Below are 24,037 nucleotides of genomic sequence, written 5' to 3' on the forward strand. Positions count from 1 at the left end.
ACCGAGCCTGATGTGCGGAATAAGATCTCCGCCTACCTGTTCCTGTGGCCACACCCATACCCCGAACAAGCGATCGCCCGCACTACCGTCCGACCTTCGCCATGCTGCTGTTCGGCGTCGGCGCATTCTCGCTGCTGGCGTGGGCGCGCGTCGGGTCTCGGCCAGGCGCACGGTGGAGTCGCCGAACTGCAGCACGGCGGCGAAGTCGGAGTCCGCCACAGTGCCGCGTTGAGTACGGGTCCGGGCACGACGGATCAGTCGGCTCCGAGCTGGTCGTACCAGCGGGCGATGGAGTCCTTGTAGCCCTGCGGCATGACCAGGTCAGCGATCTGATTCTTCGCGAAGAGGCCGACCTCCTTGTGCTCGTTGCTCACCACCGGGGCCTGCTCCGGGCCGAGGAGCCGGCAGCCGTAGGTGACGATGAAGACGTGCCGGTCGGGGATCGGCTGGTACATCCAGACGTCCAGGAGCGGGCCGGCGGCCACGTCCCAGCCGCTCTCCTCCTGGACCTCGCGGGCCGCGCAGTCCGCAGGTTCCTCGCCGAGTTCGAGCTTGCCGCCGGGCTGCGATGCCACTCGGTCACCGTCACCGTCACCGTCGAGGCGGGCAGCAACTGACGCCCGTGCCCGCCTCAGCACGGCTGACAAGAAGATCAGGAATCGTTCATGAAGAGCCGACCGTGCCGGGCACGGTGGGATGGTTGAGCAGCAACGAACCGGCGGACCGTGCCCCGGGAACAATGGACTCGACAGCGCCCGCCCCAGCCTGTCACGATGCGCCTATGACCTACGGAATCGAGTTCAACTCCGCCCGGTGAGCGCCCAGGACGAGCGCGAGGCGCTCACCAGCTCACCCGCCCTCTACGACCGGGCCCGCCGCTTGCTGCGCGAGTCGCCCGACCGGTTGCCGCCCGAGCGCGACTACCACTTCCCCACCCTGCCCGGCAGCGACGGGTCGGAGGAACCCGACGAGCCCGTGCTCACCCGGGCCGCCGCCGAGGCCGCCGTCCGGGCCGCGCTGACCCCGCTCCCATCCGACGTTGCCACGTTGCACCACCGGCTGGTCCACCTCGTCCTGCCCAAGCGGCAGCTCTGGGTGATCCGGTCCGCCGTCCAGGCGCTGCCGCTACCCGGCGCGGACCAGGAAGCCGCCCGCGCTCTGGCCCGGGAACTGGTCCGCACCGGCACCACCGTGACCGCCGTCAGCGTGGGCATAGCCCTGCTCGGCCGGGTCGGCGAGCCAAAGGACGAACCGCCGCTCTCGCTGCTCGGCGTCTTCCCCCAGTTCTCCGGGCTCGCAGTGGCAGCCCTCGACCGGATCGACCGCTCGAGCGCTGCCGCAACCTGGCTCGCCGCGACCCGCCATCGGCCGCAGTTGCGTCCGCTGATCCGCGCGGTGCGGTTGGGCGGGCCGGACGCCGTGCGGGCGGAGCTGCTCGCCCTCACGGTCACGCCTCGCCTCATCGGCAGTGAGACCGCCCACCGGATCGCAGCCGCCGCCCGACTGCCCGAACTGCTCGACCGGTACCCCGACGACACCGAGCTCCTCGCCCGGGCCGCCCGCCTGCTGGTCCGGATGGGCTGCACCCGCGACTACTGGGCCGACCTGGCCGCCTACCCCGACGCCCGGGCCCTCTACGAGCGCGTCGTCCCCCGGGCCCGACTGCTGCCCGCCACCGTCGCCCACCACGCCACCCTGCTCGCGCTTGCCCTCGACCTCGGCAGCGGGCCTGGGGTGCTGCTGGACTGGACACTCGGCGAGCGCGAAGCGCTGCTCCAGGGGCTCGGCTCGCTGCTCGCCGAACCCCGGTGGGCCGACGCGGTCGAGACGGGCGCGGGCAGTGCCGTCCCGGAACAGCGGCTGCAGGCCGGCTGGATCCGGCGCACCGGGTGGCGACCCTTCGAACTGCCGTCTCCCGCAGAGCGGTTGCGGTTCGAGGTGGTGGTGGGCGAGCCCGTGGACCGGGAGCCGGTCGAGGTCCGGATCCTGCTCGACGGGCGTCCGCTGGTGCCCGCAGCCTTCGGCCTCGGGCCCGCCAACTCCCCCGAGTACCTTCTGGACCAGGGCCGGCTCCAGGCGGGGCCCGAGCCGCGCGAAGTCCAACTCGCCGAGGCTTACTGCACCGAGGGCTGCTGCGGTGCGCTCCATGTCACCATCCGCCGCGAGGGCGACGAGGTGGTGTGGGACAACTGGCGCAGGCCCGCGCGGCATCCGCTTCTCTCCTCCACCGCAGACGAGCTGCCCGCCTACCGGTTCGATGCCGCCGCCTACGACGCCGAACTCGCCCGGGTCACGGCTGATCGCTCCTGGTCCTGGCCCGCCCGGACCACAGCCCGACTGATCAGGTCAGGGCTGACCGAGCGCCCGGAACTGCTGCTGCGCTGGGAGGCGCGAGCCGGCTGGGTGACCAGCGGTCACGAGGACCCGAACACAGTCGTGGTGACCTTCTGGCACCTGCCGGGACTGGTCGCCGGTGACCGGCGCCTGCTCAGTGACGGGTTGCAGTTCTGGTGGGAGGTGCCGGACGACGGCCGCCCGCCCGAGGAGCAGGCGGCCGAGGTCCTGAGCCGGCTGGCCGGGGAGGACCCGAGGAACTACGCGAAGTTCTGCGGCGGCAACGGCGCGCTGGCCAAGGAACTGGGGTACTTCTGGCCACCGCGTAACCCCTGACGGTCCACCAGCGAGACGCCGTCCGTCACATCGCGCGCAGTGTGACGGTCCGCCACCGATCACGAGTACGCCGCCCAGCCCGACGCAGCACCAGCCCGACGCAGCACCAGGCCGTGCTGCTGGGCCGGGCGGCTGCCGTCGAACACGACGTCGCGCTTGGCAGCCCGACACCGCCCGCGGTACCCGAACGGGTTGGCCGAGGGGGTGCGTCTACGACCTGACCGTCAGCGACCTGCACGTTCTGCCCGAAGGTCGACACCGTGGCGAACGACTGGATCGCCACGGTGCCTGCACGCGAAGATGCCCACCGGTGAAGAGGTCTCCCCCATCGGAGTAGAAGAGAGTGTCGGTCGTGATCATCCTGGTCTTCGGAATCCCTCTTGTGTGCTGGGCGCTGGCGGCCCGAACGTTCAGGGGAGGCTGGATCATCGGGACCGTGCTCGGGCTCTGCGTGATGGCCGAGATCGCGCTGGCGGAGGAGTGGATCCTCGCCGGCGCGAAGGTCACGCTGCTGCTGGTGTTCGCGTTGGCGACCGTGGCGGTCCTCATCACGGGCATCGTTGTCGAGGGGCGTCGCGTCGGGGTGCGCAAGCTGAGATCGTCCGGGGTTCGGGGAGTCCTCGGCCTGATCCTCTCGGGCCTCTACTGCGTCATCGGCCTCGGCTACATCCTGATGACCGCCTTCCTGCTTGTGGTCAATGGGCCGTTGGCCTCCACTCCTTCCAGCGCGGAGGTACTGCCCCTGCCCGCCGGGCTGGCCGTCGCGGAAAACCGCGAGGGCTGCGGCTCCGGTTCGCAGACGATCTGCTCGCGGGAGATCCAGGTGCGGAGCACGACAGGACTTCCTGATGACGCGGTGGTCCGACAGCTCCGAGACCACTTGACGCAGACAGGCTGGCAGTTGGCCCCGGATACGAACGGCAGCTGGGGCGGCTGCCGCGCCGAAGGCCGGCTGCTTGACCGGCAGCAGGTGTGCGTCGACGTTCAGGATGATCAGGGCCGGGTGATCGCGCTCGTGGAGACCACCGATTCCTGGTAGACGCCCGGCCCGGAACAGTGCGAGGCCCGGTCGGCGACCGGGCCTCGCACTGTTCCGGGCCGGGGTCAGGGAGTAGGGGCGGGCTCGGCCTGCGGGGGCAGGAGGGAGGGCCGTAGATCCATCGCCACCACCATGTCTGACGTGCAGTCAGATCTGGCGGTGGCGATGGCGGTAGAACTCGGCGGTGTCGGGCTCCAGCGGGGTGTTGCCCAGGAGGAGGTCGGCGGCCTTCTCTGCGAGCATCATCACGGGGGCGTAGATGTTGCCGTTGGTCACGTACGGCATCGAGGACGCGTCGACCACGTGCAACCCCTCAAGCCCGTGCACCGCCAGGGTGGCCGGGTCGAGCACCGACATCTCGTCGGTGCCCATCTTGGCGGTGCACGAGGGGTGCAGCGCGGTCTCGCCGTCCTTGGCCACCCACTCCAGGATCTGCTCGTCGGTCTCGACGCCCGGTCCGGGCGAGATCTCTCCGTCGCTGAATTCGGCGAAGGCGTCCTGGCCGAGGATCTTGCGGGTGACCCGGATCGCCTCGACCCATTCCCGGCGGTCCTGGTCGGTGGAGAGGTAGTTGAACCTCAGTGCGGGGTGCTCGCGCGGATCCTTCGACTTGATCTTCACCGAGCCGCGGGCGTCGGAGTACATGGGTCCGATGTGCACCTGGTACCCGTGCCCACCCGCCGGCGCGGAGCCGTCGTAGCGCACTGCAAGGGGCAGGAAATGGAACATCAGATTGGGGTAGGCGACGTCGTCGTTGCTGCGGACGAAGCCGCCGCCCTCGAAGTGGTTGGTCGCTCCGGGACCCTTGCGCAGGAAGAGCCACTCGGCGCCGATGAAGGGGCGCCGCCACATCTTCATGGCCGGCTGCATCGACACCGGCTGCTTGCACGCGTGCTGCACGTACACCTCCAGGTGGTCCTGGAGGTTCTCGCCGACGCCGGGCAGGTGCTGGACGGTCCTGATGCCGAGTGCGTCCAGCTCCGCGGCGTTGCCCACCCCGGAGAGCTGGAGCAGCTGCGGGGAGTTGATGGCACCGCCGGAGAGGATCACCTTGCCACCGCTCACCCGGTGCAGCGTGCCGCCCTGACCGTACTCCACGCCGACTGCGCGCTTGCCGTCGAAGAGGACGCGGGTGACCAGGGCGCGGGTCTGCACGTCGAGGTTGGGGCGGTCCTTGACCGGGTGCAGGTAGGCGCGGGCGGCGCTGAGGCGGCGGCCGCGGCGCAGGTTGCGGTCGAACGCGGCGAAGCCCTCCTGGCGGTAGCCGTTCACGTCGTCGGTCAGCGGGTAGCCTGCCTGCTGGACGGCCTCGAAGAACGCCGAGAACAGCGGATTGGAGACCGGTCCGCGCTCCAGGACAAGGGGACCCTGGTGTCCGCGGAAGTGACGATCTGGGGGCACCCCCGGCCGGAGGCTGGGGGAGGCTCCGCCGCGGGCGCCCTCCTGGTCGGCGAGACAGTTCTCCATCCGCTTGAAGTAGGGGAGGCAGTGGGCGTAGTCCCAGTCCTTCATGCCGGGGTCGGCGGCCCAGCGCTCGTAGTCGAGCGGGTTGCCGCGCTGGAAGATCATGCCGTTGATGCTGCTGGAGCCGCCGAGGACTTTGCCGCGGGCGTGGTAGATCTTGCGCCCGTTCATGAACGGTTCCGGCTCGGACTGGTACTTCCAGTCGTAGAAGCGGCTGCCGATCGGGAAGGTCAGGGCGGCCGGCATGTGGATGAAGACGTCCCACAGGTAGTCCGGCCGGCCGGCCTCCAGCACCAGCACGCGGTTGGCGGGGTCGGCGCTGAGCCGGGCCGCGAGCGCGCAGCCGGCAGAACCTCCGCCGACGATGATGAAGTCGTACTGCTGCAAGGTCATGGGTGTTCCTGCCGTTGCTCTCGGCACCTGGGAGGGTGCGGTACCAAACCGGGCGGTGGTCGGGCGATAGCGAGGCCATGGGGGGGGCTCACCCGGGGAGAGGTGACGCCGATTCTGCGAGTCTGGCGGGGTGGCGAGTTCAGCTCTGGAGGTCGAGCGTTTCTCCAGTCGAGCGTTTCCCTAAGTGAGACTGCGTTCAGATTGCGCAACAGTCTCCGGATCGATCCAAGGCTCGTCAAGGCTCTCCACCTCCTCTTGTCATCCTGTTGTGCTTTACGCAACAGCGTGCGTAGTCTGAAACAGCTTTGAGGAGGTGATTCGCATTGGCTCACGCCGTGCAGTGGCACGTGGAACGCCTGGTCCCGCTCAACGGCGTCCGCACAGTCGTCTTCCACTGACACCGACGCCGCACCTTTCCAGGAGTCCGCGATGTCCCACCGGTTGCCCGAACACCCCGACTGGCTGTGGCGCACCCCCGACCCCAAGCGCTCCTACGACGTGATCATCGTCGGCGCGGGAGGCCACGGGCTCGCCACCGCCTACTACTTGGCCCGCAACCACGGCATCACCAACGTCGCCGTCCTCGATCGCGGTTGGCTGGCCGGCGGCAACATGGCCCGGAACACCACCATCATCCGGTCGAACTACCTGTGCGAGGAGAGCGCAGCGCTCTACGAGCACGCGTTGAAGCTCTGGGAGGTGCTGCCCCAGGAGTTGGAGTACGACTTCCTGTTCAGCCAGCGCGGCGTGCTCAACCTGGCCCACACCTTGCAGGACGTCCGCGAGGGCACCCGCCGGGTGAACGCCAACCGGCTCGGCGGGGTCGACGCCGAGTGGCTGGACACCGACCAGGTCCGTGACTTCTGTCCGATCGTCAACACCTCTCCCGACGTGCGCTACCCGGTGCTCGGCGCGACCTTGCAGCCGCGGGCCGGCATCGCCAAGCACGACCATGTCGCCTGGGCACTGGCGCGCAGGGCGGACGAGTACGGCGTCGACCTGATCCAGGACTGCGAGGTCACCGGATTCCTGCGCGACGGCGACCGCGTGATCGGCGTGCGGACCAACCGGGGGCCGATCAACGCGGGGAGGGTCGCGCTGGCCGCCGCCGGGCACAGCAGCGTCCTCGCCGACCTGGCCGGACTGCGGCTCCCCGTTCAGAGCCATCCCTTGCAGGCCCTCGTCTCCGAACTGCTGGAACCCGTACACCCGACCGTCGTGATGTCCAACCATGTGCACGTGTACGTGAGCCAGGCGCACAAGGGCGAGCTGGTGATGGGCGCGGGCGTGGACTCCTACAACGGCTACGGGCAGCGCGGGTCGTTCCACATGATCGAGCATCAGATGGCCGCCGCGCTCGAACTGTTCCCGATCTTCGCACGGGCGCACGTCCTGCGGACCTGGGGCGGCATCGTCGACGTCACCCCCGACGCCTCGCCGATCATCGGCCCGACGCCGATCGAGAACCTCTACCTCAACTGCGGGTGGGGCACCGGCGGGTTCAAGGCGACGCCCTCCTCCGGGTGGGTGTACGCGCACACCATCGCCACCGGCGAGCCGCACCCGCTGGCCGAGCCCTTCGCGCTGGAACGGTTCACCACCGGCGCGCTCATCGACGAGCACGGCGCCGCCGCCGTCGCGCACTAGGAGTCAGAATGCTGCTGATCGCCTGTCCCTGGTGCGGCGAACGAGAAGAGCTCGAGTTCCACTACGGCGGCCAGGCCCATGTCGCCTACCCGGCGAACCCCGAGGGCCTGTCCGACAGCGAGTGGGCCGAGTACCTCTTCGTCCGTGACAACCCCAAGGGCCCCTTCGCGGAGCGCTGGTCACACGCCGCCGGATGCCGGCGCTGGTTCAACCTGATCCGACACACCGTCACCCACGAGATCCTGGCCGTGTACCCGGCCGGTCAGCCGAAGCCGGTGATCCCATGACCAATCCGCCGACCGACCCACCGACCCATCCGCCGACCGACCCGCGCCGCCTCCCGCACGGCGGACGGGTCGACCGCTCCGCTCCCCTGCGCTTCACCTTCGACGGCGTGGAGTACACCGGACTGCGAGGCGACACCCTCGCCTCCGCCCTAATCGCCAACGGCGTGCTGCACACCGCGCCCAGCCTCCACCGCGGGCGGCCACGCGGCATCGCCACGGCCGGAGTCGAGGAGCCCAACGCCCTGGTCCAGATCGACGGGCCCTGTTCGGAGCCGATGCGGCTCGCGACGACGGTCGAACTGTACGAGGGCCTCTCGGCGACCAGCCTGCGCGGCCTCGGCCGCCTCGACCCGGCGCCCGACGAAGCCGTCTACGACAAGATGCACGTCCACACCGACGTCCTGGTCGTCGGCGGCGGCCCGGCCGGCCTGGCCGCCGCCCTCGCCGCCGGACGCTCCGGCGCCCGGGTCGTCCTGGTCGACGACCAGCCGGAACTCGGCGGGTCCCTGCTCGCCGGGCGGGAGAAGATCGACGGTCGTCCGGCGCTCGACTGGGTGGAGGACGTCCGTGCGGAGTTGGCCGCACAGGCCGACACTCGGATCCTCACCAGGTCGACGGCGACCGGCTACTACGACCACAACTACCTGCTCGTCGCCGAGCACCGCACCGACCACCTCGGCCCGCACCCGGTCCCCGGCATCTCCCGGCAGCGGCTGTGGCACATCCGGGCCCGGCGGGTGGTCCTGGCGACCGGCTCCCACGAGCGGCCGATGGTCTTCGCAGGCAACGACCTGCCAGGCGTGATGTCTGCCGCCGCCGTGCGCGCGTACGTGAACCGGTACGCCGTGCTCCCCGGCTACCGCACCGTCGTCCTCACCACCAACGACCACGCCTACGCCACCGCGCTCGACCTGGTCGCGGCCGGCGCGGAGGTGGCAGCGCTGGTCGACACCCGGCCCCAGCCGCCCGCCGACCTGGTGGACTCCGCGCGCCGCACCGGAATCGAGGTCATCGTCGGATCGGCCGTGGTCGGCGCCCGGGGCGAAGCGCGCGTGGCGGCGGTGCGGATCGCCGCTCTCGATACCGACGATGCGATCAGCAGCCCCGTCCGCGAGATGGCGTGCGACCTGCTCGCCGTCTCGGGGGGCTGGAGCCCGGCCGTTCAGCTGTGGAGCCAGTCCCAGGGCAGCCTGCGGTACGACGAGGAACTGGCCGCATTCGTCCCCGCAGAGGCAGCGCAGCATGTCGACTGCGTCGGCGCCGCGCGCGGCATCCTCGACCTGGCCGGGTGCCTCGACGACGGGTTCGCCGCCGGGGCCGGAGCGGCCGGACTGGCCGGCTTCCCGGTCGCCGTGCCCTCCCCCGGCCTTCGGCCGGGCGGACCCCCGTACCCGCCCGACTCCGGTGGCGGCCGGCCCTCTCGGCCACGACCGGTGTGGGTGGTACCCGGCGAGGACGGCGACCCGTCCGAATGGAGCGACCACTTCGTCGACCTCCAGCGAGACGCGACGGTCGCGGACGTGCAGCGCGCGATCCGGGCCGGGATGCGCTCGGTCGAGCACATCAAGCGGTACACCACCATCGGCACCGCGCACGACCAGGGCAAGGCGTCCGGGGTGAGCGCCACCGGCGTCATCGCCCGGCTGCTCGGCGCCCGCTCGCCGGGCGAGGTCGGCACGACCACCTTCCGCGGCCCGTACGTACCGGTCTCCTTCGCGCTGCTCGCCGGCCGCGAACGCGGTGCCCTCTTCGATCCGGTGCGCACCACCGCGATCCATCCCTGGCACGTCCAGCACGGCGCCGTCTTCGAGAACGTCGGCCAGTGGAAGCGCCCCTGGTACTACCCGCAGCCCGGGGAGTCGATGGAGGCGGCCGTCCTGCGCGAGTGCAGCGCGGCCCGCGAGGGCGTCGGCGTGATGGACGCCACCACCCTCGGCAAGATCGAGGTCATCGGCCCCGACGCCGGCGAGTTCCTGAACCGGGTCTACACCAACGCCTTCGCCAAGCTGGCCGTCAACTCCGCGCGGTACGGCGTGATGTGCCGCGCCGACGGCATGGTCTTCGACGACGGCGTGACCGTACGCCTGGCCGACGACCGCTACGTCATGACGACCACGACCGGGAACGCCGCAGGCGTCCTCGACTGGCTGGAGGAGTGGCTGCAGACCGAATGGCCCGGGCTGCGCGTGCGGTTCACCTCGGTGACCGAGCAGTGGGCCACGGTCGCGGTGGTCGGCCCCGGATCCCGCGAGGTCGTCGCCGCCCTCGCCCCGGATCTGGACGTGTCGAACGACGCCTTCCCCTTCATGACGGCACGTCAGACACGCCTGGCCAACGGCGTCTCGGCGCGGATCTGCCGGATCTCCTTCTCCGGCGAACTGGCCTTCGAGATCAACGTCGCGAGCTGGTACGGCCTCGCCACCTGGGAGTCGGTGATCCAGGCCGGCAAACCCCTGGGCATCACCCCTTACGGCACCGAGACCATGCACGTACTACGCGCCGAGAAGGGCTACCCCATCGTCGGCCAGGACACCGACGGCACGGTCACCCCACAGGATCTCGGCATGGAGTGGGTCGTCTCCCGGCAGAAGGACTTCATCGGCAAGCGCTCCTTCGGCCGCGCGGACACCGCACGCACCGACCGCAGGCAGCTGGTCGGCCTGCTGCCGGTGGACCCCGCCGTGCTGCTGCCGGAAGGCGCGCAACTCGTGGCGGATGCCGAAGTCGCTCCGCCCACGCGGGCGCTGGGACACGTCACCTCCAGCTACCGCAGCGCGGCGCTCGGCCGCACCTTCGCCCTGGCACTCGTCGCGGGAGGGCGGGAGCGGCTGGGCGAGACGGTGTACGCGCCGCTGCCCGGCGGCGTGATCGCCGCCACCATCACCGACACCGTTCTCTACGATCCGAAGGGAACCCGCCGTGACGGCTGACACCACCCTGCGACGCAGCCCGCTCGGGCACCTCGCCGACGTCTTCGCTGAGCACTCGACCACCGGTGAGCGGAGTGTGCGGCTGCGCGAGGTGCCCTTCCTGGCCCAGCTCGACCTCCAGCTCTACCCACGCAGCGCGGCTGTTGAGCGGATCGCATCGGCACTGGGCGAGCCGCTGCCGACCGCCCCGGACACCGCCGTCCAGGCGGGCGACCTGCGGGTGCTCTGGCTGGGCCCGCAGCAGTGGCTGCTCATCGGCCCGGACGGCTCCGCGCCCGCGACGGCGGACCTGCTGAACGCGGCGCTGGAGAGCGAGCCCGGATCGGTGGTGGACGTCTCCGCCAACCGCACCACGCTCGAACTGGCCGGCCCCGCAGCCCGCCAGGTGCTGGAGAAGGGCTGTGCCTTGGACCTGCACCCGCGCACCTTCGGTCCGGGCCGCTGCGCTCAGACCCTGCTCTCGAAGGTCAACGTGATCCTCCACCAGGTCGATGCGGAGCCGACCTACCGGCTGCTGGTACGCGGGTCCTTCGCGCAGTACCTGGCGGACTGGCTGCTCGACGCGATGGAGGAATACCGGCAACCGCCGCTCGCGCCCTGACGAGGTCGTTCTTTGAGCCCCGCAGCGCACGCTGCGGGGCTCAAAGAACGATGTGTGCCCTGAACTCAGAACACGACCACCGAGCGCAGCACGTCGCCCTTGTGCATGCGGACGAAGGCGTCCTCGACGCTGTCCAGCGCGATGGTCTCGCTGACGAAGGCGTCCAGGTCGAGCCGGCCCTGCAGGTGGAGGTCGATCAGCATCGGGAAGTCGCGGCTGGGCAGGCAGTCGCCGTACCAGGAGGACTTCAGTGCGCCGCCGCGCCCGAAGACGTCCAGCAGCGGCAGCTCCAAGGTCATCTCCGGGGTGGGCACGCCGACCAGCACCACGGTGCCGGCCAGGTCGCGGGCGTAGAACGCCTGCTTGTACGTCTCGGGGCGGCCGACCGCCTCGATCACCACATCGGCGCCGTTGCCGCCGGTCAGCGCGCGGATCTTCTCCACGGCGTCCCCGGCGGCGGAGTTGACGGTGTGGGTGGCCCCAAGCTTCAGTGCCGTGGCGAGCTTGCGGTCGTCGATGTCCACCGCGATGATCTTCGCCGCGCCGGCCAGCCGCGCTCCCGTGATCGCGGCACCGCCGACACCCCCGCAGCCGATCACCGCGACGCTGTCACCGCGGCCCACACCACCGGTGTTGATCGCCGCGCCCAGCCCCGCCATCACCCCGCAGCCCAGCAAGCCGGCCACCGCCGGAGCAGCCGCCGGATCCACCTTGGTGCACTGCCCGGCCGCGACCAGCGTCTTCTCCGCGAACGCGCCGATACCCAGCGCCGGCGAGAGTTCGGTACCGTCCAGCAGCGTCATCCGCTGCTTGGCGTTGTGCGTGTTGAAACAGTACTTCGGCCGCCCGCGCCGGCAGGAGCGGCATTGCCCGCACACCGCACGCCAGTTGAGGATCACGAAGTCGCCTGGCGCGACCTCGGTCACCCCCTCCCCCACCGCCTCCACCACGCCGGCCGCCTCGTGCCCCAGCAGGAACGGGAACTCGTCGTTGATCCCGCCCTCCCGGTAGTGCAGATCGGTGTGGCAGACCCCGCAGGCCTGGACCTTCACCACCGCATCCCCCGGCCCCGGATCGGGCACGACGATCGCCTCGACCCGCACCGCCTGACCCTTGCCACCTGCGACAACACCCTTGACCTGCTGGGACATCGAACTCAGCCTTCCTGTAGGCGGAAAAGGACCCGTCAGCTGCGCAGCCGGTCGGTGACCCACTCGTGGAACGCCGCGATGTGGTGCTCGCTCGGGACCAGCACGCCGCCGGCCCGGTAGGCGCGCGAGTCCATGGCGGGCTGGCAGCGCTCGCAGGCGTCGAAGTCCTGCACGTTTACCCGGTGGAACAGCTCCACCGAGCGGGAGACGTCGCGGCCCGTCTCGACCACGTCCTTGAGGAAGAGCCAGTCGCACTCCACGACGGTGTGGTCTGCGGCGAGCGGGTACATCCGGTGCACGATGACGTGGTCGGGCACCAGGTTGACGAAGACCTGCGGCTTCATCGTGATCGCGTAGTACCTGCGGTCCTGGTCCTCGGAGACGGTCGGGATCCGGTCCACGCCCGCGCTGCCGTCGACGGTGAATCCCTGGACCTCACCGGCGAACTCCGCACCGTGCCCGACGTAGTACTGCGCGGCGTATCCGTCGGCGAACTCCGGTAGCACCTCGGTCAGTTCGGGGTGGATGGTCGCGCAGTGATAGCACTCCATGAAGTTCTCGATGATCAACTTCCAGTTGGCACGCACCTCGTAGCGAATCCGGCGGCCGACCGAGAGTTCGTGGGTCTGGTAGCGGTCGATGGCGGCCGGATCGCCGAGCCGCTCGGTCGCCGCGCCGATGATGTCCGCCTCGAAGGAGGGCGGTTCCTCGGCCAGGCACACCCACACGTAGCCGAGCCATTGGCGCACGTGCACCGGGGCCAGGCCGTAGGTGGTGCGGTCCACGTCCGGCATGCCGGTCAGGTTGGGCGCGGCGATCAGCTTGCCGTCCAGGCCGTAGGTCCAGGCGTGGTAGGGGCACTGGAAGGCCCTCTTGACCTCGCCGGTCTCCTCCGTGCACAGTCGCGCGCCACGGTGGCGGCAGATGTTGAGGAACGCCTTGACGCTGTTGTCCCGGGCCCGGGTCACCAGCACGCTCTCCCGGCCGACCTGCACGGTCTGGAACTTGCCCGGCTTGTCGAGGTCACCCGCCCGCACGGCGCAGAACCACATCTGCTCGAAAATCTTCTCCTGTTCCAGCGCGAAGACCTGCGGGTCGGTGTAGGAGGAGCCGGGGAGGGTGGGGAGCAGGCTCGGCGGGAGTTCGGTCGCGGCCACGGCGGTGTGCCTTTCGTCAGGGTCGGCTGCGGGCTTTCAATGACCGGGCTGTCAACAGCGGTGCTGCCAACGGCGGTGCCGTCAAAGGCCGGTGCCAGCGGCCGACGTCAACGGCCGTGCTGTCAACGGCGGATGCGGGCCATCTTCGGGTCGAACAGCGGCTCCTCGGTGATGGTCGCGGGCAGCTGCTCGCCGAAGTACTCCACGGTCACCCGGGTGGCGGGGCCGGCAGCAGCCCGAGGCAGCCAGGCGTAGGCGAGGGAGGCGCCGATGCTGTACCCGTAGGCGGCGCTGGTGACGTACCCGGCGGGGACGCCATCCACGTACACCGGCTCCTTGCCCATGACCACGGCCTGTGGATCGTCGAGCAGCAGGCAGACCAGCCGGCGCGAGACCGTCTCCTCGGTGATGCCCAGCAGTGCCTGCCGCCCGAGGAAGTCGCCCTTGTCCATCCGGACGGCGAAGCCGAGTCCCGCCTCGAAGGGGTTGTGCTCCGCGGTCAGGTCCGTGCCCCAGGAGCGGTAACCCTTTTCCAGGCGCAGGCTGTTGAAGGCACTGCGGCCGGCGGCGAGGACGTCGAGCGACTGCCCGGCGGCCCAGAGGGTGTCCCACAGCTTGGGGCCGCAGTCGGCGGTGGTGTACAGCTCCCAGCCGAGTTCGCCGACGTAGGACAGCCGCATCGCGGTGACCGGCACGTTGCCGAGGTAGGCCTGCTTCGCCTTGAAGTAGCCGAAGGCCTGGTGCGAGAAGTCCGTCTCGGTGAGCGGCTGGACCAGGTCGCGGGCGCGCGGGCCCCAGAGGCCGATGCAGCAGGTGCCGGCGGTGATGTCGCGGACCTGGACCGAACCGTCGTCGGGCAGGTGGCGGGTCAGCCAGTCGAGGTCGAGGTTACCGTTGGCGCCGACCTGCCAGCGTTCACCAGAACCGTGGCCCGGGCCGAGCCGGGCCACCGTCAGGTCGCTGCGTACGCCGCCGGTCTCGTCCAGCAGCAGGGTGTAGGTGACGGAGCCGACCGGCTTGTCGAGCTGATTGGTGGTCAGGTACTGCAGGAAGGCGAGCGAGCCGGGGCCGGTGACTTCCAGCCGCTTGAGCGGGGTCATGTCGTACATCGCCACGCGCTCGCGGGTGGCCAGCGCCTCGGCGCCCGCGATCGGAGACCAGTAGCGCGAGGCCCAGGCACCCCGGCCGGGGATCGAAGCCACCTCGGCCAGACCGGCGTTGGCCTCGTACCAGTGCGGCCGCTCCCAGCCGGCGGCCTCAAGGAAGTGGGCGCCGAGTTCGCGCTGGCGGGCGTGGAAGGGGCTGACCCGCAGCGGGCGCGGCTCCTCCATGGGCTGCAAGGGGTGGATGATGTCGTAGACCTCGACGAAGTTCTGGCAGCTGCGCTGATGCACGTAGGAGGGGGCGAGCTGGACTGGCTCGAAGCGGTTCAGGTCGCACTCGTGCACGTCGGTGCGCGGCGTGCCCTCGACCAGCCACTCGGCCATCGCCTTGGCCACGCCTGCCGAGTGGGTCACCCATACCGCCTCCGCGACCCAGAAGCCGCGCAGCTGCGGCGACTCGCCCATCAGCGGGAAGCCGTCGGCAGTGAAGGAGAAGATGCCGTTGAAGCCCTCCTCCACCTTGGTCCGGGCGAGCGCGGGCAGCAGTTCCTGCGAGTCGGCCCAGGCCTGCTCGAAATCCGCTGCGGTGAACGGCAGCATCGAGGGCATCGAGGGCGCGCCGGCACTCGGGTGCGCGACGTCGTCGAGGTCGACGGGCAGCGGGCGGTGGGCGTAGGAGCCGATGCCGATCCGGTCGCCGTGCTCGCGGTAGTAGAGGTCGCGGTCCTGGTGGCGCAGGATCGGCTTGGAGGCTTCCAGCGCCTCGCTGTTGTGGCCGGCCAGCGCGGGGACCGGGGTGGTCCTGGCGTACTGGTGGGCCAGCGGCACCAACGGGACGGTGAGCCCGGCCATCCGGCCGATCTTCGGCCCCCAGAACCCGGCGCAGGAGACGACCACGTCGGCTGGGAAACCGCCCCGGTCGGTGGCGACGGCGGTGACCCTACCGCCCGCCGACTCGATCCCGGTGACGGTGTGGTGGGGCAGGAAGCGGGCACCGCGCTCGATCGCCCGCCGGGCCTGTGCCTCGCCGGCGCGCACGGCCTTGGCCAGTCCGTCGGTGGGCACGTGCAGACCGCCGAGCACCTGGCCCGCGTCGAGCAGCGGGTGCAGAGCGGCGCACTGCTCGGGGTCGAGCAGCGCACCCGCCACCCCCCAGGAGGCGGCCAGCCCGTGCTTGCGGTTCAGCTCGGCGAGCCGCTGCGCGGTGGTGGCCACCTCAAGCCCGCCGACCTGTCGGAAGCACCACTGGCCGTCGAGGGTCAGCGCCGCGTACTTCCGGACGGTGTAGGAGGCGAACTCCGTCATGGTCTTGGAGGAATTGGTCTGGAACACCAGACCGGGTGCGTGCGAACTCGACCCGCCGGTGGCGAAGAGGGGGCCCTGCTCCAGCACGGTGACGTCGGTCCAGCCGCGTGCGGTGAGTTCGTCGCTCAGCGCGCAGCCGACGATCCCGGCACCGACGATCACGACTTTCGGTTGGACTGTCAAGGCATCCATCCCCTCGGGAGGTAGCTGCGGCGGGCTGGGGGTCGGCCGGCGTCCCGAACAGCGGGGACGGCCCGACGTCCCGAACGGCTAGGACAGCAGGGGAGTTGCATATTGCGCAGCTGGCTGCGCAATAAGAAACAGACTCGGCCTCACAGTGTGAGCTGTCAAGAGCCCGCCGTCAGCAGCCGCCAGGGGTCCACGGCGGCACTCGGGGAACCGCCCTCTTGACAGGGATTTGAGGCCCTTCCATACTCGCCGCAAAGTTGCGCATGAAGACAGACGTCTCGTATCGCGCAACTCATCGAGAGGTGGCAGCCTGTGCCCCTGACCAGTGACCCCGCCTGTCTGCTGATCGACGGCGGCTGGACGACAGCCGAGGACGGCCGGCAGCGAGCCATCGTCAATCCGTTCGACGCGTCCGCGCTGGCGTTGGTCGCCGAAGCGTCAGCCGTCGACGCGGACCGGGCCGTACGCGCCGCGCGGGCGGCCTTCGACGAGGGCTCCTGGGCCCACGCCCCGGCCGCTCGCCGCGCGGGCGTCCTGACGGTCACCGCCGACGCACTCCAGGAGCACCGCGAGGAACTGGCCCTGCTGGAGACGCTCGACACCGGCAAGACCCTGTCGGAGAGCCGCGCCGACGTCGACGACGCCACGGCCGTACTCCGCTACTACGCGGCACTGTCGGCCTCCGACGCGGGCCGCACGGTCGAGACCGGACGGCCCGACGCGATCAGCCGCGTGGTGTACGAACCGGTGGGCGTCTGCGCGCTGATCACGCCGTGGAACTACCCGCTGCTGCAGATCTGTTGGAAGCTCGCCCCGGCCCTGGTGGCTGGCAACACCGTGGTGGCCAAGCCCAGCGAGCTCACCCCGATGACCACGATCCGCCTCTTCCGGCTGCTCCAGGAGCAGTTGGAGCAGGCCGGCGCGCCCAGCGGCACCGCCAACCTGGTCCTGGGCGGCGGCGCCGTCGGCGCCGCCCTGGCCGAACACCCCGAGGTCGACCTGGTCTCCTTCACCGGCGGTCTCGCCACCGGCCGCTCGGTGATGCGGGCGGCGGCCGACACGGTCAAGAAGGTCGCCCTGGAACTCGGCGGCAAGAACCCCAACATCGTCTTCGCCGACGCCGACCTGGACGCCGCGGTCGACTTCGCGCTCACCGCCGCCTTCCTGCACTCCGGCCAGGTCTGCTCCGCCGGCTCACGACTGCTGCTGCACCGAAGCCTGCATGCCGACTTCACCGCCGAGCTGGCCCGCCGCGCCGACCTCATCCGGCTCGGCAACGGGCTGGAGAAGGGCACCGAGACCGGCCCACTGGTCTCCGCGGAACACCGGGAGAAGGTCGAGCGCCTGCTCGCGGGCGCACTCGCCGAGGGCGCGGTGCTCCGAGCCGGCGGCGGCCGGCCCACCGAGCCGGAGCTCCAGGCAGGCTTCTTCCTGCGACCCACCGTGCTCGACAGTTGCCACGCCGGCATGACGGTGGTGCGCGAGGAGGTGTTCGGCCCCGTCCTCACGGTCGAACTCTTCGACGAGGAGGACGAGGTGGTGGCCCTGGCCAACGACACCCCCTACGGTCTGGCCGGCGCCGTGTGGACCCAGGACGCCGGACGAGGCGAGCGGGTCGCGGCCCGGCTCCGCCTCGGCACCGTCTGGATCAACGACTACCACCCCTACGTGCCGCAGGCCGAATGGGGTGGGTTCAAGCAGTCCGGCACCGGCCGCGAACTCGGGCCGTCCGGGCTTCGCGAGTACCAGGAGACCAAGCACGTCTGGCGCACCGTCATCCCCGTGGCCCAGCACTGGTTCGGCGGCTGACGCAGCATCACTTCGCCCTGGGTCCACCGGTCCTCGCAGCACGCACCTCCCCCACACCCCTGCCTGCATGCCTCTGGAGCGATCTTGAGCAATCCAGGAACCACCAGCGGGACCAGCACGGCTCCCTCGCCGACCGACGACACCGCGGACCTCGCCCGCTTCGGTTACCGCCAGGAGCTGGAGCGTTCTCTCGGCTCCTTCTCCAGCTTCGCCGCCGGCTTCAGCTACATCTCGATCATGACCGGCGTCTTCCAACTCTTCGGCTTCGGGTTCGCCTCCGGTGGCCCGGCCTTCATCTGGACCTGGCCGCTGGTCTTCATCGGCCAGGGGGCGGTGGCCCTCTGCTTCGCCGAGATGGCGGGCCAGTTCCCGCTGGCCGGCTCCGTCTACCAGTGGTCCAAGCAGATAGCGCGGCCGGCCGTCTCATGGATGTCCGGCTGGATCATGACCGTGGGGGCGGTCGTCACCGCGGCCGCCGTGGCGGTCGCCTACCAGATCATCCTGCCGCAGGTCTCGCTGGCCTTCGAGATCGTCGGCGGCGCCGACGACGCCGGGCAGACCACGACGCCCAACGGTGCCAAGAACGCGATCCTGCTCGCCCTGGGCCTGATCGTCTTCACGACCATCGTCAACATCATCGGCGTCCGGCTGATCGCGAAGATCAACAACTTCGGCGTCGCGGTCGAACTGATCGCCGTCACCCTGCTCATCATCATGCTGGCCGTGCACATCAAGCGCGGTCCGCAGGTCGTCCTGCAGACCCATGGCACCGGGGCCGGCCACTCCTGGGGCTACCTCGGAGCCTTCCTGGTGGCCTCGATCATGAGCGCGTACGTCTTCTACGGCTTCGACACCGCCGGATCGCTGGCCGAGGAGACCAAGGAGCCGCGCCGGCACGCTCCCCGCGCCATCCTGCGCGCGCTCACCGCCGCCTTCCTCGCGGGCGGACTGCTCATGCTCGTCGGCATGATGGCGGTCGGGAACATCAAGGCGCAGGAACTCGGCACGCTCGGCATGCCCTACCTGATCAAGAGCGCGCTCGGCACCGGCCTCGGAGACGTCTTCCTGGTCTGCTCGGCGATCGCCATCACGGTCTGCTGTCTCGCCGTGCAGACGGCCGCCATCCGACTGCTCTTCTCGATGGCCCGCGACGGACGCCTTCCCTTCGGCACCTCGATCGCCAAGGTCTCCCCCAAGTCCGGCACCCCGGTGCTGCCCGCCGTCATCACCGGTGTGCTGACCATCGCCCTCCTGCTCGTCAACATCGGCAACCAGCGGGTCTTCTACATCCTCACCTCGGTCGCCATCCTGCTCTTCTACATCCCCTACCTGCTGGTCACCGCCCCGATGCTGCTGCAGCGCCTGCGAGGCCAATGGCCCCGGGCGGACCACGGCCCGTACTTCAGCATGGGCCGCCGGGGGCTCGTGGTGAACATCGTGGCCGTGCTCTACGGCGTGGCCATGACCGTCAACCTGGCGTGGCCGCGGGCCGCCGTCTACGGCAACGACCACTGGTACTACCAGTGGGGCGCCATCGTGTTCACCGCTGCGATCGCGGCGATCGGCGGCCTGCTCTACCTGCGCTACCGCCGGGGCGGCGCACCGCGGAGCGCGGGCGAGGGCTTCGCCGAGGCGGTGGCGACCGAGTCCTGAGCATCCGAGCGGGGCACCGGGACGTCCGGCGCCCCGCTCCCGCGCCAGGCTCACTCCAAGCGGAGGTACCCCAGCCGGGCCGAAACCTGCTCAGCTGCGGACCGCACCGCGGCGGCCACCTCCGGGATCCGGCCCTCGGTCAGCCGGAAGGAGGGACCCGAGGCGCTGATGGCGGCCACCACCTGACCGTTCTGCGCGAAGACCGGCGCCGCGACCGCGTTCAGGCCCGGCTCCAACTCCTCGACACAGAAGGCGAAGCCCTGCATACGGACCTGCTCCAACTGCTCCACCAGGGCATCGGAGTCGGTCAGCGTGCGCGGCGTGAACCGCTCCAGCGGGGCGGCCAGCCTGGCCTTCAGCACCTCGCCGGGCAGGTGGGCCAGCAGCACCTTCCCGCTGGAGGTGGCGTGCAGGGCCGTCCGCTGACCGATCCAGTTGTGCGTGGTGAGGGCCGAAGGGCCGAAGACCTGGTCGATGTTGACGGCCGCGTCGCCGTCCAGGATCGCCAGGTTGATCGTCTCCGCGACCTCGACGGCCAGCCGCTCGCAGACCGGCCGGCTCTGCTGGGACAGGTCCATCCGGACCGTCGCGGCGCCGGCGAGCCGGATCAGGCCCAGGCCCAGGCGGTACTTGCCACGCTCGCCCGACTGCTCGACGAGTCCGCGCATCTCCAGGGCGGCGGCGAGCCGGAACGCCGTCGACTTGTGCACCCCCAGCTCCGTTGCGATCTCGGTGACGCCCGTCTCTCCCCGGCGAGCCAGGATCTCCAGGATGGTCACCGCCCGGTCTACCGACTGCACCGGGGACTCCGTCTGACTGTTGCTCATAACGCAACAGTATGCACCCTGCGCGGCCGTCCAAGGGGGGCCATGGGCGCCCTCTTGACAAGGCCCGGGAGGGTCGCAACCATGTTGCGAATGACGAACTTTGTTGCGTCATACGATACACGGGAGGTTCCCATGATCACGGTGTGCCGGATCGAAGACCTGCCCCCGGGCGAGGCGCTCCGGGTGACGGACGGTGTAGCGGCACCGGTCGCCCTCTTCAACGCCGACGGTGTCGTCTACGCCGTCGACGACACCTGCACCCACCAGGACGCCTCGCTCGCCGACGGCTGGCTGGAGGGCTGCTTCGTCGAATGCCCCCTCCACGCGGCCTCGTTCGACCTTCGCACCGGTCGGCCGACCTGCCTGCCGGCCAAGGAGCCGCTGCAGACACACCGGGTCACCGTGGAGGACGGCCACGTCCTCCTCCACGTCACGCTCGGCGAACCGGCATGAAGTCGATCGCCGTCGTCGGAGCCTCACTGGCGGGCTTGAGCATGGTCCGCGCACTCCGCGAGGAGGGCTACGACGGCTCGATCACCGTCGTCGGCGAGGAGCGCCACCAGCCGTACGACCGCCCGCCGCTGTCCAAGGGCTTCCTCAGGGGCGACCTGGACGCCGACGCGCTCGCGCTCGGCAGCCCGGACGAGTACGCGGACCTGGCCGTGCGGTGGCTGCTCGGCCGGCGGGCGGCACGACTGGACCCCGCCACCCGCACCCTCGCCCTGGCCGACGGCCGGGAGCTTCGCGCCGACGCGGTCGTGGTCGCGACCGGCGCCGTCCCCCGTACGATCCCGGGGACCGAGGGCCTGGCCGGCGTCCACACGCTGCGCACCCTGGACGACGCCGTGGCCCTGCGCGGGGCACTCCTGAGCGGCCTGCCCCGCGTCGTGGTCATCGGCGCGGGCTTCATCGGCGCCGAGGTCGCCTCCACCGCCCACGCGCTCGGCCTGGAGGTCACCGTCGTCGAGGCCGCCGAGGTACCGCTCGAACGGGCCCTGGGACGCGAGATGGGACTGGTCTGCTCCTCGCTCCACACCGACCACGGGGTTCGCCTGCTCTGCGGCATCGCCGTCGCGAGCCTCACCGGCGAGCGCCGCGTCACGGGCGTGCGGCTCGCGGATGGGCGGCTGCTGCCCGCCGACGTCGTCGTGGTCGGCGTCGGGGTCCGGCCGGCGACCGACTGGCTGGCCGGTTCCGGCGTGCTGGTGGACGACGGGGTGGTGTGCGACGCCGGTTGCGCAACGAGCGTTCCGGGCGTGGTCGCCGTGGGCGACGTCGCCCACTGCCCCAACCCGTTCACCGGGCAGCACGCACGCATCGAGCACTGGACCAACGCGACCGAGCAGCCGAGGACGGCAGCCCGCACGCTGCTGTCACGCACACCGGCGGCCCCGCCGGCCCGGCCGCCGTACTTCTGGTCCGACCAGTACCAGGCCCGGATCCAGCTCGCCGGGCACGTCGCTCCCGGCGACGCGCCGCAGCTCGTCGAGGGCGATCTCGACAGCCGCTCCTTCGTGGCCGTCTACCGGCGGGACGGGCACGACGTCGCCGTGCTCGCAGTGAACCAACCCAAGATCTTCAACCGGCTCCGCCGCACGCTCACCCCGTTCCCCACCGCCGTCGCAACGACCGCCTCCTGACGGTGCGGGTGCCGATTCTGGCCGCCCTCCCACCAGGGCGTGTCCCACTGGCCCAGATAGCTCACCTCCAGCACGACGGGTCGCGTCACCCCGCGGCTGGTGAGATCGCCGGTGACCTCGAACCCGCCCGCGCTCACCTGGTGTACCCGTGACCCGACGAACCTACCCGGTCGGCGAGCAGTCCAGGAGCTCGGCGCGGGTCGGCGGGTCGGCACCCGGGCGGGTGCAGGTGAGGGCCGCGGTGCGGGCTGCCAGGGCGAGCGAGTCGACCACCTTCGCGGGGAGCCGGTCCGCTCCGGTGGCGGCCCGCAGCTCGTCCCGCGCGAACACCCGCTCCCCCGCGCCGCCGCCCAGCAGCCCGGCCCGCAGTAGCCCGCCGAGCAGGCCGGCCATGAAGGCGTCACCCGCGCCGACCGTGTCCACCACGTCGACCGGGGTCGGCCGGACCCGATGGCTGCCGTGCCGCCAGAAGGCCCGCGCGCCGCCGGCCCCGAGTGTGAGCACCACGAGAGAGGGGCCGGTCCGCGCCCACCGCGCGGCCACCGCGGCGGCGTCGTGCCCGGGGTAGAGCCAGCCGAGGTCCTCCTCGCTGGCCTTCGCCACGTCGCTGAGGGCGACGAGTTCCTCGACCCGCGGCCGCTCCTGCGCCGCCGTTCCCAGCAGCGCGGGCCGCAGGTTCGGATCGTAGGAGACGGTGGCTCCTGGCCGCGCCGCCCGCACGGCCGTGAGCACCTGCGCGGCGCCGGGGGCGAGCAGCGCCGCGATCGATCCGGTGTGCAGGTGGGCGACCGGGCCGGTGGCGGCCGGATCGGTCGCCGCGGGCGGCAGGATCCAGCTGACGTCGAAGCGGTAGTCGGCCGCGCCGTCGGCATCGAGGACGGCAGTGGCGGTGGACGTCGCGGCGTCCACGACCGACCCGTCGGTGAGCAGCACCCCGCTCTCGCCGAGGTGGCGCCGCAGCGCCAGGCCGTACGCGTCGCCGCCCACCCGGGTGGCCAGGCGCACCGGGTGGCCGAGCCGGGCCAGGCCGAGCGCCACGTTGGCGGGGCTGCCCCCGGGGACGGCGCTTCGCCGGCCGTCCGGTCCGGCCAGGATGTCGGTGAGCGCCTCACCGATGACCAGGGTCGACGGCTCGGCGGCCGGCTGCCCGATGCCTGCGGTCATGGCGTGATGACGATCTTGCGGCCCTTGCCGGACTGGAACTGCCGCAGTGCGGCGGCGTAGTCGGCCAGCGGGAGCCGGTCGCTGATGAAGACCTGCGGGTCCAGCACCCCGGTGGCGAAGAGGTCCGCCGCGCGCTCGTAGCTGTGCAGGACCGCCATCGAGCCGGTGATGGTGATCTCCTGGTTGTAGATGCGGTAGGGCTCGATCGTCGCGCGGGCGGCGTAGTCCGCGACGCCGAACTGCAGGTAGGTGCCGCCCTTGCCGACCCGGCCCAGGGCCTCCTGGATGGCCCGCTCGTTGCCGGTGGCGTCGATGACCACGTCCCAGCCGCGCGGGCGCTCGATCTCGTCGGCGGCGGTGACGGCGTTGGTGCAGCCCAGCAGGCGGGCGGCGGTGAGCCGTTCGCTGTTGATGTCGACCACGTCCACGCTGGCCGCCCCAGTGCGTTTGGCAAGCTCCAGCATCATCAGGCCCATGGTGCCGGAGCCGTAGATCAGCACGCTGGCGGCCAACCGGCTGCGCAGCACGTCGTATCCGCGCACCGCGCAGGAGAGCGGCTCGATGAGGGCGGCGTCCTGGGTGCGGACGTGCTCCGGCAGGCGCACGCAGTTGGCGACCGGGGCGAGGGCGAACTCGGCGGCCGCGCCCGGGACGGTGACCCCGATCGCGGCGAAGTGCTCACACAGGTTGCTCCGCCCGATCCGGCAGTAGTGGCACTCGTGGCAGGGCAGCGAGGGGTCGACGGCGACCTGGTCGCCGATCGACAGCTCACCGACCCCGGTGCCCACGGCGACCACCTCCCCGGCGAACTCGTGGCCCGGGACGATGGGCAGGGTGGGCGCGAACTCGCCCTGCAGGATGTGCAGATCGGTGCCGCACAGGCCGCAGGCCGCCACCTTGACCACCACCTCCCGCGGACCTGGTGCCGGATCCTCGACGGTCTCCACGCTCACCACACCGGGCGAGCTGATGACGGCAGCCCTCACTGCTCTTCCCCCAACGAGATCT

At 71.0% G+C, this 24,037-nt stretch carries 18 protein-coding genes; 10 read left to right on the top strand and 8 right to left on the bottom strand.

Annotation, left to right across the window (positions count from 1 at the left end; all coding sequences use genetic code 11):
* Positions 1–254 precede the first annotated feature (254 nt).
* The gene (locus tag P3T35_RS23660) at positions 255–575 is read right to left on the bottom strand and encodes an NUDIX hydrolase (protein WP_101384112.1); all 321 of its coding nucleotides are present in this window, start codon (positions 573–575) and stop codon (positions 255–257) included.
* A 238-nt stretch (positions 576–813) separates the two neighbouring features.
* Between P3T35_RS23660 and P3T35_RS23665 the strand changes: the two genes are divergently transcribed.
* Both P3T35_RS23665 and P3T35_RS23670 read left to right on the top strand, forming a co-directional pair.
* Positions 814–2,670 carry a hypothetical protein gene (locus P3T35_RS23665; protein WP_143677015.1) on the top strand — a complete coding sequence of 619 codons (1,857 nt, stop codon included), beginning with the start codon at positions 814–816 and terminating at the stop codon, positions 2,668–2,670.
* 352 nt (positions 2,671–3,022) lie between these two features.
* Positions 3,023–3,709, top strand: coding sequence for a hypothetical protein (locus P3T35_RS23670; RefSeq protein WP_143677014.1), 687 nt, complete (start codon positions 3,023–3,025; stop codon positions 3,707–3,709).
* 147 nt (positions 3,710–3,856) lie between these two features.
* Here P3T35_RS23670 and betA read toward each other — a convergent pair whose 3' ends face one another.
* Positions 3,857–5,566 (bottom strand): choline dehydrogenase, encoded by a 1,710-nt coding sequence (gene betA / locus P3T35_RS23675; RefSeq protein ID WP_101384108.1) that lies wholly within the window; start codon positions 5,564–5,566, stop codon positions 3,857–3,859.
* A gap of 429 nt (positions 5,567–5,995) precedes the next feature.
* Here betA and P3T35_RS23680 point away from each other — a divergent pair, with 429 nt between their 5' ends.
* Genes P3T35_RS23680 through P3T35_RS23695 form a run of 4 tightly spaced genes read left to right on the top strand, consistent with a single transcriptional unit; the run spans position 5,996 to position 11,031 of the window.
* Complete coding sequence (locus tag P3T35_RS23680; protein ID WP_101384107.1) at positions 5,996–7,213, top strand: sarcosine oxidase subunit beta family protein; 1,218 nt, start codon at positions 5,996–5,998, stop codon at positions 7,211–7,213.
* An 8-nt stretch (positions 7,214–7,221) separates the two neighbouring features.
* Entirely contained in the window at positions 7,222–7,500 is a 279-nt protein-coding gene (locus tag P3T35_RS23685; protein ID WP_101384106.1) for a sarcosine oxidase subunit delta, read from the top strand.
* Positions 7,497–10,430, top strand: a complete 2,934-nt coding sequence (locus tag P3T35_RS23690) for a sarcosine oxidase subunit alpha family protein (protein WP_101384105.1) — start codon at positions 7,497–7,499, stop codon at positions 10,428–10,430. The genes P3T35_RS23685 and P3T35_RS23690 overlap by 4 nt, the downstream gene beginning before the upstream one ends.
* Positions 10,420–11,031 (top strand): sarcosine oxidase subunit gamma family protein, encoded by a 612-nt coding sequence (locus P3T35_RS23695; protein ID WP_280707622.1) that lies wholly within the window; start codon positions 10,420–10,422, stop codon positions 11,029–11,031. The genes P3T35_RS23690 and P3T35_RS23695 overlap by 11 nt, the downstream gene beginning before the upstream one ends.
* 65 nt (positions 11,032–11,096) lie before the next feature.
* Here P3T35_RS23695 and P3T35_RS23700 read toward each other — a convergent pair whose 3' ends face one another.
* The 3 genes from P3T35_RS23700 to P3T35_RS23710 all read right to left on the bottom strand — a co-directional run bounded on the left by P3T35_RS23700 (position 11,097) and on the right by P3T35_RS23710 (position 15,930).
* Positions 11,097–12,182, bottom strand: coding sequence for an S-(hydroxymethyl)mycothiol dehydrogenase (locus P3T35_RS23700; protein WP_101384103.1), 1,086 nt, complete (start codon positions 12,180–12,182; stop codon positions 11,097–11,099).
* A gap of 35 nt (positions 12,183–12,217) precedes the next feature.
* A complete protein-coding gene (locus P3T35_RS23705) occupies positions 12,218–13,339 on the bottom strand; it encodes an aromatic ring-hydroxylating dioxygenase subunit alpha (RefSeq protein WP_101384102.1) in 1,122 nt (373 codons plus the stop codon).
* Positions 13,340–13,461: 122 nt separating this feature from the next.
* Positions 13,462–15,930: an FAD-dependent oxidoreductase gene (locus P3T35_RS23710; RefSeq protein ID WP_280707626.1), complete on the bottom strand. Its 2,469-nt coding sequence runs from the start codon at positions 15,928–15,930 to the stop codon at positions 13,462–13,464.
* Between the two features lie 318 nt (positions 15,931–16,248).
* On the opposite strand from P3T35_RS23710, the gene P3T35_RS23715 reads away from it, so the two are divergent.
* Together P3T35_RS23715 and P3T35_RS23720 are read left to right on the top strand one after the other, a co-directional pair.
* The gene (locus P3T35_RS23715) at positions 16,249–17,745 is read left to right on the top strand and encodes an aldehyde dehydrogenase family protein (protein ID WP_280707628.1); all 1,497 of its coding nucleotides are present in this window, start codon (positions 16,249–16,251) and stop codon (positions 17,743–17,745) included.
* Between the two features lie 84 nt (positions 17,746–17,829).
* Positions 17,830–19,398, top strand: a complete 1,569-nt coding sequence (locus tag P3T35_RS23720) for an amino acid permease (RefSeq protein WP_101384100.1) — start codon at positions 17,830–17,832, stop codon at positions 19,396–19,398.
* Between the two features lie 50 nt (positions 19,399–19,448).
* Here P3T35_RS23720 and P3T35_RS23725 read toward each other — a convergent pair whose 3' ends face one another.
* Positions 19,449–20,225, bottom strand: coding sequence for an IclR family transcriptional regulator (locus P3T35_RS23725; protein WP_180356778.1), 777 nt, complete (start codon positions 20,223–20,225; stop codon positions 19,449–19,451).
* A gap of 132 nt (positions 20,226–20,357) precedes the next feature.
* Here P3T35_RS23725 and P3T35_RS23730 point away from each other — a divergent pair, with 132 nt between their 5' ends.
* Both P3T35_RS23730 and P3T35_RS23735 read left to right on the top strand, forming a co-directional pair.
* Positions 20,358–20,678, top strand: coding sequence for a bifunctional 3-phenylpropionate/cinnamic acid dioxygenase ferredoxin subunit (locus tag P3T35_RS23730; protein ID WP_101384099.1), 321 nt, complete (start codon positions 20,358–20,360; stop codon positions 20,676–20,678).
* Entirely contained in the window at positions 20,675–21,865 is a 1,191-nt protein-coding gene (locus P3T35_RS23735; RefSeq protein WP_101384098.1) for an FAD-dependent oxidoreductase, read from the top strand. Before P3T35_RS23730 ends, P3T35_RS23735 begins: the two co-directional genes overlap by 4 nt.
* 162 nt (positions 21,866–22,027) lie before the next feature.
* Here P3T35_RS23735 and P3T35_RS23740 read toward each other — a convergent pair whose 3' ends face one another.
* Both P3T35_RS23740 and P3T35_RS23745 read right to left on the bottom strand, forming a co-directional pair.
* Positions 22,028–23,029, bottom strand: coding sequence for a carbohydrate kinase (locus P3T35_RS23740; protein WP_101384097.1), 1,002 nt, complete (start codon positions 23,027–23,029; stop codon positions 22,028–22,030).
* The gene (locus tag P3T35_RS23745; RefSeq protein ID WP_101384096.1) at positions 23,026–24,015 is read right to left on the bottom strand and encodes a zinc-dependent alcohol dehydrogenase family protein; all 990 of its coding nucleotides are present in this window, start codon (positions 24,013–24,015) and stop codon (positions 23,026–23,028) included. The genes P3T35_RS23740 and P3T35_RS23745 overlap by 4 nt, the downstream gene beginning before the upstream one ends.
* Between the last annotated feature and the right edge of the window lie 22 nt (positions 24,016–24,037).

It is taken from the genome of Kitasatospora sp. GP30 (assembly GCF_029892145.1).
Lineage (GTDB): Bacteria > Actinomycetota > Actinomycetes > Streptomycetales > Streptomycetaceae > Kitasatospora > Kitasatospora acidiphila.